The sequence below is a fragment of the Nocardioides ultimimeridianus genome (genome assembly GCF_054777895.1).
The window spans coordinates 36,127-50,161 of sequence record NZ_BAAHAB010000023.1 but is presented as its reverse complement, the minus strand read 5'-3'; the positions used below and the strand labels follow the sequence as shown (position 1 = coordinate 50,161).

Sequence of the window (14,035 nt, the reverse complement as noted above, 5' to 3'; positions counted from 1 at the left end):
TGAACCATGATTGGCTATTTCTCAACAGTCCAATGCGGACCACACTGGAGGCATGTCCCCGACGCCCCTCGCCGCCCTCGGTCCGGTGGCCCAGCTCCGCGCCGGCCGCCTCGGCCGCCGCATCCCGCAGCTGCTCGTCGGCCTGTGGATCTACGGGCTGAGCATGGCGATGATGATCCGCTCGCGCCTCGGCCTGGACCCGTGGGACGTCTTCCACTCCGGGATCGTCGCGCGGATCCCGGTGTCCTTCGGCACCGTGGTGATCGCGGTCGGCGCCCTGGTCCTGCTGCTCTGGATCCCGCTGCGCCAGGCCCCCGGCCTCGGCACGATCGCCAACGTGATCGTGATCGGCGTCGCCACCGACGCCAGCCTCGCGATGATCGACGCCCCGGACGGAGCCGTCGCCCGCGGCGCCCTGCTGGTCGGCGGGATCGTGCTCAACGGCGTCGCCGGCGCCCTCTACATCGGCGCCCAGCTCGGCCCGGGCCCGCGCGACGGCCTGATGACCGGCATCCACCACCGCACCGGCTGGCCGATCCGGGTCGTGCGCACCTCCCTGGAGGTGACCGTGCTCGCGATCGGGTTCGCGATGGGCGGCACGGTCGGCCTCGGCACCGTCCTGTACGCCGTCACCATCGGCCCGATCGTGCAGGAGCTCCTGCCGCTGGCGACCGTCCGCCTGGACGGGGCCGAGCCGGTCCTCGCAGCGGGATGCCCCAACCCGGCATAACTCCTGGCTCCGCTGGATAGTCTCAGCAACATGACGACAGACGGTGCCACCGCTGCAGCTCCCGAGCCGACCCCGCTCGCCCCGCCGGACCCGGTCATCCAGCTGACCGCGCCCGAGGCGCCGCCGGTCGTCATCGAGACGCAGGCCCCGAAGATGGCGCCGCAGGTCGACCCCGCGCAGGTGCCGGAGCTGGATGCGAAGGTGGACGGGTTCCTCGCCTCGCTGGCGGCGGCCAAGGTCGGCAGCCCGGAGTTCGCCAAGCAGGCCGAGGGCGTGCGCACCATGGGCGACGCCGACATCCGGCGGGCGGCCGAGACCTCCAACCGGATGCTCGACAAGCCGGTCACGGCGCTCAAGCAGGGTGGCATCGCGCAGGGCTCCGACGTCGGCAAGACGCTCATCGCGCTGCGGCGTACCGTCGAGGACCTGGACCCGTCCCAGGCCCGGGGCGCCCGCAAGTTCTGGGAGATGATGCCCTGGAACGACAAGGTCGAGGACTACTTCCGCAAGTACCAGTCCTCCCAGGACCAGCTCAACGGGATCCTGCACCACCTGCGTGCCGGCCAGGACGAGCTCACCAAGGACAACGTCGCGCTCAACCTGGAGAAGGCCAACCTGTGGGCCGTCATGGGCCGGCTGAACCAGTACATCTACGTCGCCGAGCGCCTCGACGCCAAGCTGTCGGCCAAGATCGCCGAGCTCGAGCTGAGCGACCCCGAGGCGGCCAAGACGCTGAGCCAGGACGTGCTGTTCTACGTCCGCCAGAAGCACCAGGACCTGCTCACCCAGCTCGCGGTCTCGATCCAGGCCTACCTGGCGATCGACATCATCATCAAGAACAACATCGAGCTGATCAAGGGCGTCGACCGCGCCTCCACGACCACCATCTCGGCGCTCCGCACGGCCGTGATCGTGGCGCAGGCGCTGGGCAACCAGAAGCTGGTCCTCGACCAGATCACCGCGCTGAACACGACGACCTCGAACATGATCCAGAGCACCTCGGAGATGCTCCGCGACAACTCCGCGAAGATCCAGGAGCAGGCGGCATCGGCGACGATCGGCATGGAGCAGCTGCAGGCCGCCTTCCAGAACATCTACGCCACGATGGACTCCATCGACTCCTTCAAGCTCAAGGCGCTCGACTCGATGTCGACCACCATCGGCGTGCTGGAGACCGAGGTGCAGAAGTCGAAGGCCTACCTGGACCGCGTCCAGCAGCAGGACCAGCGCAACGCCGCCGGGGCGCTCGACATCGCCGATCCCACCCGGCCCGCCTGACGCGACGCGGACAACAGCAGCCAGTAGGAGCACCGTGGGCATCAGGTCGTGGTTCGGCCGCAAGCCGGAGGAGCAGACGTACGTCGTCCCTCCCGCACCGACCGAGAAGGACGTGCTCGCATCGCTGAACCGGGTCAACGCGATGCTGACCGAGGGCAACGCGCCCCCGGTCGTCATGGCACGCGTCGTCGGCATCGCGCGCACCATCAGCCAGACGCTGCCGCGGATGCGCCAGCTCGGCCTCGGCAGCGCTGAGGGGTACGCCGTCGTGGCGACCGCCACCGAGTACCTCCCCGAGGCCGTGGGCGGCTATCTGCGACTGCCGCGCGACTGGGCCGACACCCGGCCGCTGGACGGGCAGAAGACCGCGCTGATGATCCTCATCGACCAGCTCGAGTTGCTCGCGGCCACCATGGACAAGATCTTTGACGCGGCCAACCGCGCCGATGCGCAGGCGCTGGTCACGCACGGCCGGTTCCTGCAGGAGAAGTTCGGCCACAGCGGTGGCCCCGAGCTGACGGTGGGGGCCCCGTGAGCACGACGCTGGGTGCGGCACTGGCCGCGCTGGAGGCCGTCGCGGCGAAGGCCGGGGTCGACCCCGCGACCGCCGTCGCCGAGGGGGAGTCGCTCGCGGCGACGGTCGCCGAGCCGAACAAGGGCGCGTTCGCGGACTGGGCCGAGCAGGCCGGCCACGCCGGTGCCGGCGCCGCCGAGGCGTTCTTCGAGGCCGCCGTGCGTGGCCGCCGGTTCCGGGTCGCGCCGACACCGACCATGGGCGTGCTCGAGCTCGAGCGGTCCGAGCACGCGCCGGCGTACGCCGCCGCGCTCGCCGACGTGGCCAGTGCCGCCTCCGCCCTGGGCACGCCCGACCCGCGCGCGGTCGGCAACGCGGCCATGGCCTCGGCCGCCCAGCTGGGGGGCAGCAGCCTCGATCTGCGCGGGCCGATGCCCGTCGTCGGTCGAGTGCCGACGAGCGCCAGCGAGGAGGTGTATCGAGACCGACAGCCGGCACAGCCCGAGGCCGCCGAGCCGAAGCCCGCGCCGGAGCCGGCGCAGGAGCCCGAGGCCCCCACCAAGACCGTCCAGGAGCTCCTCGCCGAGCTCGACGCCCTGACCGGCCTGGACGCGGTGAAGACCGAGATCCGCAAGCAGGCGGCGGTGCTGCGCATCGAGGGGCTCCGCAAGGAGGCCGGCCTCGGCCAGCCCACCATCACCCGGCACCTGGTCTTCAACGGCAACCCCGGCACCGGCAAGACCACGGTGGCGCGGCTGGTGGCCGGGATCTACCGCGCGCTCGGGCTGCTGTCCAAGGGCCAGCTGGTCGAGTGCGACCGCTCCGAGCTGGTGGCCGGCTACCTGGGCCAGACCGCGGAGAAGACCTCACAGGTCGTGAAGTCGGCCGAGGGCGGGGTGCTCTTCATCGACGAGGCGTACTCGCTGTCCGGCGACCAGTACGGCAAGGAGGCCATCGACACGCTGGTCAAGGAGATGGAGGACAAGCGCAACGACCTGGTCGTCATCGTGGCCGGCTACCCGGTCCCCATGGCCGGCTTCATCGCCGAGAACCCGGGTCTGGAGAGCCGGTTCCGGACCATGCTCGACTTCGTCGACTACTCCGACGACGAGCTGGTGACGATCTTCGCCTCGATGGCCAAGGCGGCCGACTACGACGTGGACGAGGCGGTCCTGGACCGGCTCCGCGCGATCCTGAAGGACACCGAGCGCGGTCCCGCGTTCGGCAACGCCCGGTTCGTCCGCAACGAGCTGGAGGCCGCCATCGGCCGCCAGGCGTGGCGGCTGCGGGACGTCGCCACCCCGACGCTCGAGCAGTTGCGTAGTCTCAGCGCAGCCGATCTCGGGCCGGACACGGTCGACATCCCGGTCGACAGCGTGAAGGAGCAGGCATGACCCAGGCACCGCCGGCACCGGCCGCCGCTCCCGCCGCCCCGGTGTTCGTCGACACCCCGGCCCTGCTCACCCGGCTGAACCTGATCGCGGTCGTCACCGTGGTCGCGTTCGGCGTGCTCAGCGCACTGCTCCAATTCCTCGCGTGGCAGTCCGACGGGCGCGCGGCGGGCGACACCGACCAGCTCACCCGCGTGCAGGACATCGAGTCCTCGATGCTGCGCGCCGACGCGCTCGCCACGAACGGCTACCTGCTGGCCGGGCTGGAGCCCAACAAGCGCCAGCACGAGTACGACGCCGCCATCGCCGACGTGCTCAGCAACATCGCCGACGCGGCCGAGGCGCAGCCCGCCGACCGTGCGGCGCTCGCCGCCCTCAACGGGCAGATCGAGGACTACACGAGCAACGTCGCGCAGGCCGCCGTCTACGACCGGCTCGGCTACCCGCTGGGCATCGCCTACCAGCAGACGGCGTCGCAGCAGCTGCGTGACGACGCGAAGCCGATCGTCGAGGCGCTCGTCGCCGCCAACCAGAAGCGCTCGCAGGACGCGATGGGCGGGCAACACCCGACCTGGCTGCTCGCGCTCGGCATCCTGGCGCTGATCTGCCTCTTCCTGGTCAACCGGCAGCTGGCCGGGCTGTTCCGCCGGCGGTTCAACACCGGCCTGGTGATCGGGGCGGTCATCGTCGTCCTCACGACACTGGTCACCGCAGCCCTGGCGTTCGCGGATGCCCGCAGCAACAGCCACACCAAGAGCCACTCCTACCTGCAGGCCACCACGGCCGCGACCGCCCGCACCGCGGCCAACGACGCGAAGGCGATCGAGAGCCTGCGGCTGATCAACCGCGGCTCGGGATCGGTGTGGGAGCCGCAGTGGGACGCGGCCAGGACCGTGGTCGAGAAGTCCGCCCCGGCCGAGGACCTGACCAGCTGGCGGACCTACGTCAAGCGGCACGAGGCGATCGTCAAGCTGGACGAGACCAACCAGTGGAAGCGGGCCGTCGTGGCCGCGACGAGCGACAGCGCCACGGGCGCGAGCGCGCCCTTCGACACGTTCAACGGCAAGCTGCAGGCACTCGCCAGGTCGGCCGGCGCGCAGGCCAGCCACGACCTGCGCAGCGGCCGCATCCTCGCGCTGCTGCTCAGCATCCTCAGCGCGCTGCTTGGGCTGGTGGCCGCGGTGGCGGTGTCCCGCGGGATCGGCGAGCGGCAGAAGGAGTTCCTGTGAGGCGCATCGTCCCCGTCGCGCTGGCGGCCGGCCTGCTCCTGTCCGGGTGCGGGTACGCCGACACCGTCGTACCGAAGCCGAGTGCGGCGGCGGCCTCCTCGCCGGCCGCGACCACGTGCACCGAGGCCGAGAGCCAGCCCAGCTCCTACCTGCGCTCCTACGCGCCGAGCGCGGTCAGGAGCGGGAAGACGATCGATGCGATCCGGCAGCGCGGTGTGCTCCGGGTCGGCGTCGCCTGGGACACGCTGCGGATGGGCGCGCGCAACGTCAACACCAACGGCGTCGAGGGCTTCGACATCGACCTGGCGCGGGCGATCGCGAGCGCGCTGGGAGTGCGGGCGGAGTTCCGGGTGATCACCGCGAGCAACCGCATCCCGTACCTGGAGGACGGCACCGTCGACATGGTGATCCGCGCGTTCACCATCAACTGCGACCGGTGGCAGCAGATCGCGTTCTCCAGCGAGTACTTCGACGCCGGCCAGAAGGTCCTGGTCCGCAAGGACGCCGCGGCGTCGTACGCCGGACCGCAGAGCCTCGCCGGCAAGACGGTCTGCGCGGTCAGCGGCACGACGAGCCTGGCCAACATCCAGAAGGTGGAGCGGAAGGCCATCGCCGTGACAGCGGGCACCAACACCGGCTGCCTGATGAAGTTCCAGCAGGGCGACGCCGACGCGATCACCAGCGACGACACCGTCCTGGCGGGCCTCGTGGCGCAGGACAAGTACGCCGTGGTGCCGCCCCAGCAGCCGCTCGAGGACGAGCCGTACGGCGTCGGCATGAACCGCGACGCCAAGGACCTGGTCGCCTTCGTGAACCACGTCATCGCCCAGTACGAGCAGGACGGTCGCTGGCAGGCGTCCTACGACAAGTGGCTCAAGCCCTACCTGAAGGTGGCCGCGAGCCCGCCGGCCCCGCTGTACGGCCGCTCATGAGCCCGGCCCCCGCTGCTCCCGGCAAGCTCGGCGAGGCCCTCGAGCCCGCCGAGATCCAGGCGTACCTGGCGAGCCTGGACGACTGGATCCGCGGCCGGCGCTCCGAGTTGGACGACCTCGACCAGGCCGCGCTCGCGACCGGCCGCGGCGGCGAGGTCGCCGGCGACATGGCCCTCGCGCTCGCTTTGTGGAAGGCGATCTCGGACCGCTACCGGCTGATCTTCGCCACCTGGGACGGCGGCCGGGTGCTGCAGCAGGAGCGCGAGCGGATCTCGGCCCTGGTGTGGGGCCGGCTGGACGGGGCGACCGGCCTGCCGGGCGGGCTCGCGGTGTCGCTGCCCGAGGCCGGCCGACTCTGCGACGCCCTCGTCGCCCAGCTGCGCGCGAGCCTGGCCCTGGTGCCGGGCGCCGACGCGTCCGCTGCCCGGATCAAGCAGCTGCGCGCCCAGCTGGAGCGGATCCGGGACCAGCTCGGTCTCGAGCCCGCGAACAGCCGCGAGGCCGGCGCCCGCCGGCTCGCCGGGCTCATCCAGCGTCTCGACGACATCACCGGCCGGGCCGAGCGCGGCGCCGACGTCGGCGGCCTGCTCGGCCCGCTGGAGAGCGACGCGACGATCTACGAGCGCGACCTGATCGTCGGCAACGCCCGCCGCCGCGACGCCCGGGACGAGGTCCTCTCCGCGCGCGAGCTGCGGGCCGACCTCGAGCAGCGCGCGATGGCGCTGCGCAAGCTCGCCGACGACTGCGTGGCGACCGTGGATCCCGCGCCCCGCCTTGCCGTCCCGGACGTGGACGCCCTCGGTCCGGTGCCGGTGACCGCCGACGCGATCGGCGCCTACAAGCACCGGCTGGACCGCGTCTCGCAGGCGCTCGAGCTCGCCCAGCAGCGGTACGCCGACGCGCTGGACGACCACCGCGAGCTCGTCGACCTCCTCGATGCGTACGTCGCCAAGGCCCGGGCGCTCGGGGTCGCCGACCAGCCCGACCTCGTGGCCAGCGAGCAGCAGGCGCGAGCGCTGCTCGACCGGCGCCCCACCCCGATCGCCGTCGCGCAACAGCTCGTCGCGACGTACCAGATCTGGCTCTCCAAGGAGACGACCGCATGAGCACCTGCACCCAGCCCGGTTGCACCGGAAGCATCGTCGACGGCTACTGCGACGTGTGCGGGACGCCCGGGACCGGTGGCGTCGCCACGGCGGCTCCGACCGCGTCCGCCGCGGACGGGTGCACCCAGCCCGGCTGCACCGGCACGATCGTGGACGGCTACTGCGACGTCTGCGGCAGCCCGTCGGCCGCGCCGCAGGCGACCGTCAAGGCCACCCGGGGCAGCGCCTCGTCGGCAAGCCCGATCGCCCCGACCGCCTCCGCCGCCCCGATCACCACGGGGATGAGCGCCCCTATCACCACCGGCTCCTCGTCCTCGCGCGTCGCCTCCGCGGCGATCGGCTCGAAGCGGGCCGGCCTGTCCGGCTCGCACGCCACGCGGCGTACCCGCACGGGATCCCAGCGCCTGCGCGCCGCCCGCCTCGGCGCGGGGCTGACCTCGGTGCCGCCCGCCCCCACGATCGACCCGGCCGCCGCGATCATGGCCGACCCGCAGGTGCCCGAGGAGAAGCGGTCCTGCGCCAAGTGCGGCGCGGCCGTGGGCCGCGGACACGACGGGCAGCCCGGGCGCGCGGAGGGCTTCTGCCCGCAGTGCGGCACCGGGTTCTCGTTCACCCCGAAGCTCAAGGCCGGCGACCTGGTCGCCGGGCAGTACGAGGTCGCCGGCGCCCTCGCGCACGGCGGTCTCGGCTGGATCTACCTGGCCCGCGACCGCAACGTCTCGAACCGCTGGGTGGTGCTCAAGGGCCTGCTCAACTCCGGCGACCCCGACGCGCTCGCGGCGGCCATCGCCGAGCAGCAGTTCCTGGCCCAGGTCGAGCACCCCTCCATCGTCGAGATCTACAACTTCGTCACCCACGAGGGTGCCGGCTACATCGTCATGGAGTACGTCGGCGGCAAGTCGGTCAAGGAGATCCTCAAGGACCGGATGGCGGCCAACGGCGGCGCCTACGACCCGCTGCCGGTGGACCAGTCGCTCGCCTACATCCTGGAGCTGCTGCCGGCGTTCCAGTACCTGCACGACCTCGGCCTGGTCTACTGCGACTTCAAGCCCGACAACATGATCCAGGTCGGCGACGCGATGAAGCTGATCGACCTCGGCGGCGTACGCCGCATCGACGACCAGGAGTCGGCGATCTACGGCACCGTCGGCTACCAGGCGCCCGAGGTGGCCGAGGTCGGCCCGTCGGTGGCCTCCGACGTCTACACGATCGGGCGCACCCTGCTGGTGCTGTGCCTGGAGTTCCGCGGCTACCAGGGCACCTATCTCTACTCGCTGCCGCCGGTGGACCAGACCCCGCTGTTCCAGGCCAACGACTCGCTGTACTGGCTGCTCGCCAAGTGCTGCGCGACCGATCCCGCCGACCGGTTCGCCTCCGTCGACGAGCTGCGCACGCAGATGCTCGGCGTCCTGCGCGAGACCGTCGCGCGCGGCCACGACGGCACGGCGCTGACCTCCGCCGCGTCGGTGCTCTTCGAGACGCCCGCGACGGCCGGGCCGATCGAGTCCTGGGACCAGCTGCCCTCGCTGCGCGAAGACACGACCGACCCCCAGCACACCTGGCTCGTCACGATCGGCACCGACGACCCGAAGGAGCGCCTCGACGCACTGCAGCGGGCGCCCGAGGACTCCGCCGAGGTGTGGCTGAGCCGGGCACGCGCGGCGCTGGAGCTGAACGACTCCGTGCTGGCCCAGCGGTACGCCGCCTCGCTGCTCTCCGACGACCCGTGGGAGTGGCGGGCGCTGTGGATCGAGGGGCTCGCCGCGGTCTCGAACGGCGACTGGGAGGGCGCCAAGGCCTCCTTCAACGCCGTCTACCAGCAGGTGCCCGGGGAGCTGGCGCCGAAGCTCGCCCTGGCCTACGCCTGCGAGCGTGGCGGTCTGCCCGACGTCGCCGAGGCGCTGTACCGGGCGTGCTTGGCCACCGACGCGGCGTACGTGCCCTCCTCGGCGTTCGGCATGGCCCGGGTCAGGGCGGCGGCGGGTGATACCGACGGAGCCTGCAAGGCCCTGGACCTCGTGCCGACCACGAGCCGCGGCTTCACCCAGAGCCGCCGGCTGCGCGCCGACGTGCTGCTCGCCGACAAGCGCCAGGACCTCGGGCTGCTGGACCAGGCGATGCGCACCGTCGAGGCCGCCCAGCTCGACCCGGCCGACAAGAACGAGTACCGGGTGCGGATCCTCTCCGAGGCCCTGCCGATGGTGTCGGCGACCACCGTGCAGGGCGCGCGGATCGGCTCGGTGGAGGCGTCGGAGCGTGCCGTCCGGGCCGCGCTGGAGTCGGCGCTGCGCGGTCTCGCCCGCGACCACCACGACCGGCGCGAGCGGATCGACCTGGTCAACCGCGCCAACGCCGTACGGACCTGGAGCCTGGTATGACCTGCCCGAAGTGCGGGGCCGCGGTCCCCGAGGGCGTGCGGTTCTGCGAGAGCTGCGGCGCCGAGGTCGGTACGCCGGCGGCGGTCACCACCGCTCCGGCGCCGGCCGACGGCGGTCCGCTGGAGGGCGCGCCGATCAGCGCGCCGACCCGGCGCCCGGCCGACGCGCTGCCGGACCCGGTCGCGCCCGCCGGCCGTCGCCCGTGCGCGAGCTGTGGGGGAGAGGTCGGCCCCGACTACTACTGCACGGTGTGCGGCACCAAGGCACCCAGCGAGCGCGACCACTTCGAGGAGACGCCCGCCGCCTGGGTGGCCGGTGTCTGCGACCGCGGTGTCGTGCACGAGCGCAACGAGGACGCGATGGCGCTGCTCGCCGCCGCCGAGCCCGGGTCGCGGGCGGTGCTGATCGTCCTGGACGGCGTCTCCAGCTCGGTCGACTCCGACGTCGCCTCGCTGGCCGGGGCGAAGGCTGCGCGCGAGGTGCTGCGCCGGCCGCTGCCGACCGGCATGGGCACCGCGCAGAGCCGCGAGGCCGCCGTGGCCAGGACGTTCGCGGACGCGGTCACCGCGGCCAACACCGCCATCGTCGCGACCACCGACCCCGACTCGCCGAACCCCGCGTCGGCGACGTTCGTGTGCGGGATCGTGGAGGGCACCCGGGTGCACGTCGCGAACATCGGCGACTCGCGTGCCTACTGGCTGCCCGACACCGGTGAGGGCGTGCAGCTGTCGGTCGACGACTCGATGGCGCAGCTGCAGATGTCCGCCGGCGTACCCAGGGAGCAGGCGGAGACCTCGCCGCAGGCCCACGCGATCACCAAGTGGCTCGGGCGGGACAGCCCGGACATCACCCCGCGCATCGGGCAGCTCGACGTCACCGCGCCGGGCTGGCTCGTGGTCTGCTCGGACGGGCTGTGGAACTACGCGTCCTTGCCCGCCGAGCTGGCAGCCCAGGTCGCTGCCGCCGGCACCCGGGAACCTCTGGCCCTGGCCTCGTCGTTGGTCGAATTCGCGACGACGTGCGGTGGGCACGACAACATCACGGTCGCGGTCGCGCGGCTCGAGCAGGCCGGGGCACCGGCAAGTCAGAGCGCAGGAGCACAGGAAGAAGGACAGAACGATGGCTGAGTTCAGCGCCGCGGTCTACCAGAACGAGTACCTCCCGGACGGCGGGACCGACGTCAACGCGATCGTCACGATCACGTGCGCGGGCGCCGGCACGGCCGGCCAGGGCAGCGCGGGCGATGCCGGCGAGATCATCATCGTCGACACCTCCGGCTCGATGGGCCCGGACACGATGCGGGCGGCGATCGACGGCGCCAAGGCCGCGCTCGACGAGATCGTCGACGGCACCTGGTTCGCGGTCATCGCGGGCGCCGACCACGCGATGCTCGCCTACCCGCAGGTCTCCAGCGGCCCGGGCATGGTCCGGATGGACGAGCGCACCCGCACCGAGGCCAAGAGCGCGGCCGCGCGCTTCGTCGGCAGCGGCGGCACGGCCATCAGCACCTGGCTCGACCTCGCCGGCCAGCTGTTCACCTCCGTCCCGTCGGTGACCCAGCGGCACGTCCTGCTGCTGACCGACGGCGAGAACCGGGAGCGCCCCGGCAAGCTCGATGACGCGATCCGGCGCGCGACCGGCTACTTCCAGGCCGACTGCCGCGGCGTCGGCACCGACTGGCAGGTGGCGGAGGTACGCCGGATCTCGGAGGCCCTGCTGGGGACGGTCGACATCATCCCCGGGCCCAGCGAGATGCGCGCCCAGTTCCAGGACATCATGCGGGCCTCGATGGCGCGCGGCGTCGCCGACGCCAAGCTGCGGGTCTGGGCGCCGCAGGGCTCCCAGATCCTGTTCGTGCGCCAGGTGTCGCCGACGGTCGAGGACCTCACCGCCCGCCGGGTCGAGGTCAACCCGCTCACCGGCGACTTCCCGACCGGCGGCTGGGCCGACGAGTCGCGCGACTACCACGTGGCGGTGCGGGTGGCGGCCAAGGCGATCGGCCAGGAGCAGCTCGCCGCACGCGTGCAGCTCGTCGTCGGCAACGACGTCGTCGCCCAGGGCCTGGTCAAGGCCCGCTGGTCCGGCGACGAGTCGCTGACCACGAAGATCGACCAGCAGGTCGCCCACTACACCGGCCAGACCGAGCTCGCCCAGGCGATCCAGGAGGGCCTCGCGGCCAAGGCCGCCGGTGACGACGCGACCGCGACCACCAAGCTGGGCCGGGCCGTGCAGCTCGCCGCGCAGACCGGCAACGACGAGGCCACCTCCAAGCTGCGCAAGGTGGTGGACGTGGAGAACGAGGCCGAGGGTACGGTCAAGCTGAAGCGCTCCGTCGAGAAGGCAGACGAGATGGCCCTGGACACCGCATCCACGAAGACGACCCGGATCCGCCGGGACACGACCTCATGACCTCGACCTGCCCGGCCGGGCACCAGTCGTCGGCCGACGACTACTGCGACGTCTGCGGCCTCCCGATCGGCGACCAGCCCGCGCCGGCGGCGGCGGAGGAGCCCGCGGAGCAGCCGGCGGAGGACCCGCAGCCGGCCGACGCGGCCGACGCCCCGGCCACCTGCCCGAACTGCCAGGTGGTCAACCCGGCCAACGCGCTGTTCTGCGAGGCCTGCGGCTACGACTTCACCACCGGCAGCATGCCGCGACCGCTGGCGCCGCCGTCGCTGCCGGACGCCGGCGCCGAGGCCCCGCCGCCGCTGGGTGCCGCGCCCACGACCCCCGCGGCGCCGGCGATCGAGCCCGGTTGGGTCGCGGAGATCTGGATCGACCCCGACTGGTACGCCGCCCAGGAGTCCGACGACCCGCTGCCCTCGGCGGGCCTGCCGTCCGTCGTACCGCTGCGGACGCGGTCGCTGCTGGTCGGGCGTGCCTCCCAGAGCCGCGGCATCCACCCCGACATCGACCTGTCCTCGGACTCGGGGATCAGCCGCCGGCACTGCCAGCTGACCACCGACGGGACGCGCTGGTGGGTGGAGGACCTCGGGTCCTCCAACGGCACGTACGTCGCCGACGCCGTCGGTCCGCTCCCCGCGACCCCACTGGTGGCGGGCCAGAAGCGCGAGCTCGACGGCGACGACCGGATCTATCTCGGCGCCTGGACCCGCCTGGTCATCCGCAAGGCGGCTCCCGGCGAGTCCTGAGTCGCCGACGCCGCCGGCCCGCACCCCTCTCCGCTGTGCGGGGAGAGGCGCGGGCACGACGGCGACGACCGCATCTACCTCGGCGCTGGGACGCGCCTCGTCATGGGCGAGGCGGCCCTGGGCGAGGCGTCATGCCTCACCAGTAGTGCGTCCTTGGGCCGACGGAGTGGCCGGCGGCACCGGCGATCCACAGGATCGCTCCGACGACGATGGCGATGATGCCGAGTGTCCACAGGATCGCCACATGGAACAGCGCTCCGAGGATCAGCAGAATGACACCCAGGATGATCATGGGTTCTCCACCTCCTGTCAGTGGTGGCCGCGGTACGTCCACCGGATGACGCGGTACCCGAACGACCTCCGGCGAAACGCGGGACCTTGGTCCCGAAGCGGCTACCGACGGGTGGCGAGGATGACGGAGGCGTCCGGGGCGACCATCACCTCGACGGCGGTGAAGCGCTCGTCGGTGAGCCACTCCTCGCGCAGCGTGTCGACGCGGCCGGCGGTGATCGGCGGCCACAGCTCGCAGGGGTAGAAGTCGTCGAGCACCACGAGGCCGCCGGGCTCGACCAGGTCGGCGATGCGATCGACCCGCACCGACTCGGGGTCGCCGGAGTCCATGAAGAGCAGGGAGTACGGGCCCTTGTCCATCAGCGTGGACCAGTCGGCCGTCAGCACGTCCACGAGGGCGTCGTCGACGAAGATCTCCGACGCCGCGGCGGCCAGCTTGGGGTCCAGCTCGGCGGTGAGGATCGTGGTCGTCGTACCGCGGACGCCGGAGCGCAGCCAGGCCGTGCCGACCCCGCAGCCGGTGCCGAACTCGGCCATCACCCCGTTGCGGGTCGCGGCGAGGGCGGCGAGCAGCCGGCCGGTCTCGGTGCGGCAGAACGACACGTAGCCGGCGCGCCGGCACACGTCGAACGCGCGCAGCACGACGTCAGGCAGATCCGGGGGCGCACTCATGATGAGAACAGTCTGACGGAGCCTCCAAGATGCGGTACGGTGATCCCACCATGCGGAGCGCACTCGAGTTTCTTCTCGTAATTCAGCGCCGCGGCGGGGCCTGAGAGAGGCCACCTCGCCGCGGTGCTAGCGGCGTATCCCCGATTCCCGCATCGGCTTCTCATCACCCGTAGAAGTCTTTGATGCAAGGAATCGCCCGATGTTCTCGACCACGCACGACCGCACCCGTCCGGCCCACGTCTACTGGGGTCCCGCCCAGCACGACGAGGACCACCCGCTGCACCCCGCCGCCGCCTCGTTCGACCCGTTTGACCAGCGAGACGACGCGGCCGCACGCCCCGACGACAACTAGATTTCGGACC

Annotated in this window: 14 protein-coding genes; 12 read left to right on the top strand and 2 right to left on the bottom strand. The window is 72.2% G+C overall.

Annotation, left to right across the window (positions count from 1 at the left end):
- The first annotated feature begins 52 nt into the window (after positions 1-52).
- The 11 genes from yczE to ACYU8V_RS20810 are packed head-to-tail and all read left to right on the top strand — an operon-like array spanning position 53 to position 12,710.
- Positions 53-730 (top strand): membrane protein YczE, encoded by a 678-nt coding sequence (gene yczE, locus ACYU8V_RS20860; RefSeq protein WP_460850155.1) that lies wholly within the window; start codon positions 53-55, stop codon positions 728-730.
- Between the two features lie 30 nt (positions 731-760).
- Positions 761-2,008, top strand: a complete 1,248-nt coding sequence (locus ACYU8V_RS20855; protein ID WP_460850154.1) for a toxic anion resistance protein — start codon at positions 761-763, stop codon at positions 2,006-2,008.
- Between the two features lie 34 nt (positions 2,009-2,042).
- The gene (locus tag ACYU8V_RS20850) at positions 2,043-2,543 is read left to right on the top strand and encodes a hypothetical protein (protein ID WP_460850153.1); all 501 of its coding nucleotides are present in this window, start codon (positions 2,043-2,045) and stop codon (positions 2,541-2,543) included.
- The gene (locus tag ACYU8V_RS20845; protein ID WP_460850152.1) at positions 2,540-3,916 is read left to right on the top strand and encodes an AAA family ATPase; all 1,377 of its coding nucleotides are present in this window, start codon (positions 2,540-2,542) and stop codon (positions 3,914-3,916) included. Before ACYU8V_RS20850 ends, ACYU8V_RS20845 begins: the two co-directional genes overlap by 4 nt.
- Positions 3,913-5,142: a hypothetical protein gene (locus tag ACYU8V_RS20840; RefSeq protein ID WP_460850151.1), complete on the top strand. Its 1,230-nt coding sequence runs from the start codon at positions 3,913-3,915 to the stop codon at positions 5,140-5,142. The genes ACYU8V_RS20845 and ACYU8V_RS20840 overlap by 4 nt, the downstream gene beginning before the upstream one ends.
- Positions 5,139-6,074, top strand: a complete 936-nt coding sequence (locus ACYU8V_RS20835; protein WP_460850150.1) for a glutamate ABC transporter substrate-binding protein — start codon at positions 5,139-5,141, stop codon at positions 6,072-6,074. Before ACYU8V_RS20840 ends, ACYU8V_RS20835 begins: the two co-directional genes overlap by 4 nt.
- Positions 6,071-7,180, top strand: a complete 1,110-nt coding sequence (locus tag ACYU8V_RS20830; RefSeq protein WP_460850149.1) for a hypothetical protein — start codon at positions 6,071-6,073, stop codon at positions 7,178-7,180. Before ACYU8V_RS20835 ends, ACYU8V_RS20830 begins: the two co-directional genes overlap by 4 nt.
- Positions 7,177-9,558 (top strand): serine/threonine-protein kinase, encoded by a 2,382-nt coding sequence (locus tag ACYU8V_RS20825; RefSeq protein ID WP_460850148.1) that lies wholly within the window; start codon positions 7,177-7,179, stop codon positions 9,556-9,558. The genes ACYU8V_RS20830 and ACYU8V_RS20825 overlap by 4 nt, the downstream gene beginning before the upstream one ends.
- Positions 9,555-10,685 carry a protein phosphatase 2C domain-containing protein gene (locus ACYU8V_RS20820; protein ID WP_460850147.1) on the top strand — a complete coding sequence of 377 codons (1,131 nt, stop codon included), beginning with the start codon at positions 9,555-9,557 and terminating at the stop codon, positions 10,683-10,685. Before ACYU8V_RS20825 ends, ACYU8V_RS20820 begins: the two co-directional genes overlap by 4 nt.
- Entirely contained in the window at positions 10,678-11,967 is a 1,290-nt protein-coding gene (locus ACYU8V_RS20815) for a VWA domain-containing protein (protein WP_460850146.1), read from the top strand. Before ACYU8V_RS20820 ends, ACYU8V_RS20815 begins: the two co-directional genes overlap by 8 nt.
- Positions 11,964-12,710, top strand: coding sequence for an FHA domain-containing protein (locus ACYU8V_RS20810; protein ID WP_460850145.1), 747 nt, complete (start codon positions 11,964-11,966; stop codon positions 12,708-12,710). The genes ACYU8V_RS20815 and ACYU8V_RS20810 overlap by 4 nt, the downstream gene beginning before the upstream one ends.
- A gap of 136 nt (positions 12,711-12,846) precedes the next feature.
- Here ACYU8V_RS20810 and ACYU8V_RS20805 read toward each other — a convergent pair whose 3' ends face one another.
- Together ACYU8V_RS20805 and ACYU8V_RS20800 are read right to left on the bottom strand one after the other, a co-directional pair.
- Positions 12,847-13,002: a DUF6131 family protein gene (locus ACYU8V_RS20805; RefSeq protein ID WP_460850144.1), complete on the bottom strand. Its 156-nt coding sequence runs from the start codon at positions 13,000-13,002 to the stop codon at positions 12,847-12,849.
- A gap of 101 nt (positions 13,003-13,103) precedes the next feature.
- The gene (locus tag ACYU8V_RS20800; RefSeq protein WP_460850143.1) at positions 13,104-13,673 is read right to left on the bottom strand and encodes an O-methyltransferase; all 570 of its coding nucleotides are present in this window, start codon (positions 13,671-13,673) and stop codon (positions 13,104-13,106) included.
- A gap of 199 nt (positions 13,674-13,872) precedes the next feature.
- Between ACYU8V_RS20800 and ACYU8V_RS20795 the strand changes: the two genes are divergently transcribed.
- The gene (locus ACYU8V_RS20795) at positions 13,873-14,025 is read left to right on the top strand and encodes a hypothetical protein (protein WP_460850142.1); all 153 of its coding nucleotides are present in this window, start codon (positions 13,873-13,875) and stop codon (positions 14,023-14,025) included.
- Positions 14,026-14,035 lie beyond the last annotated feature (10 nt).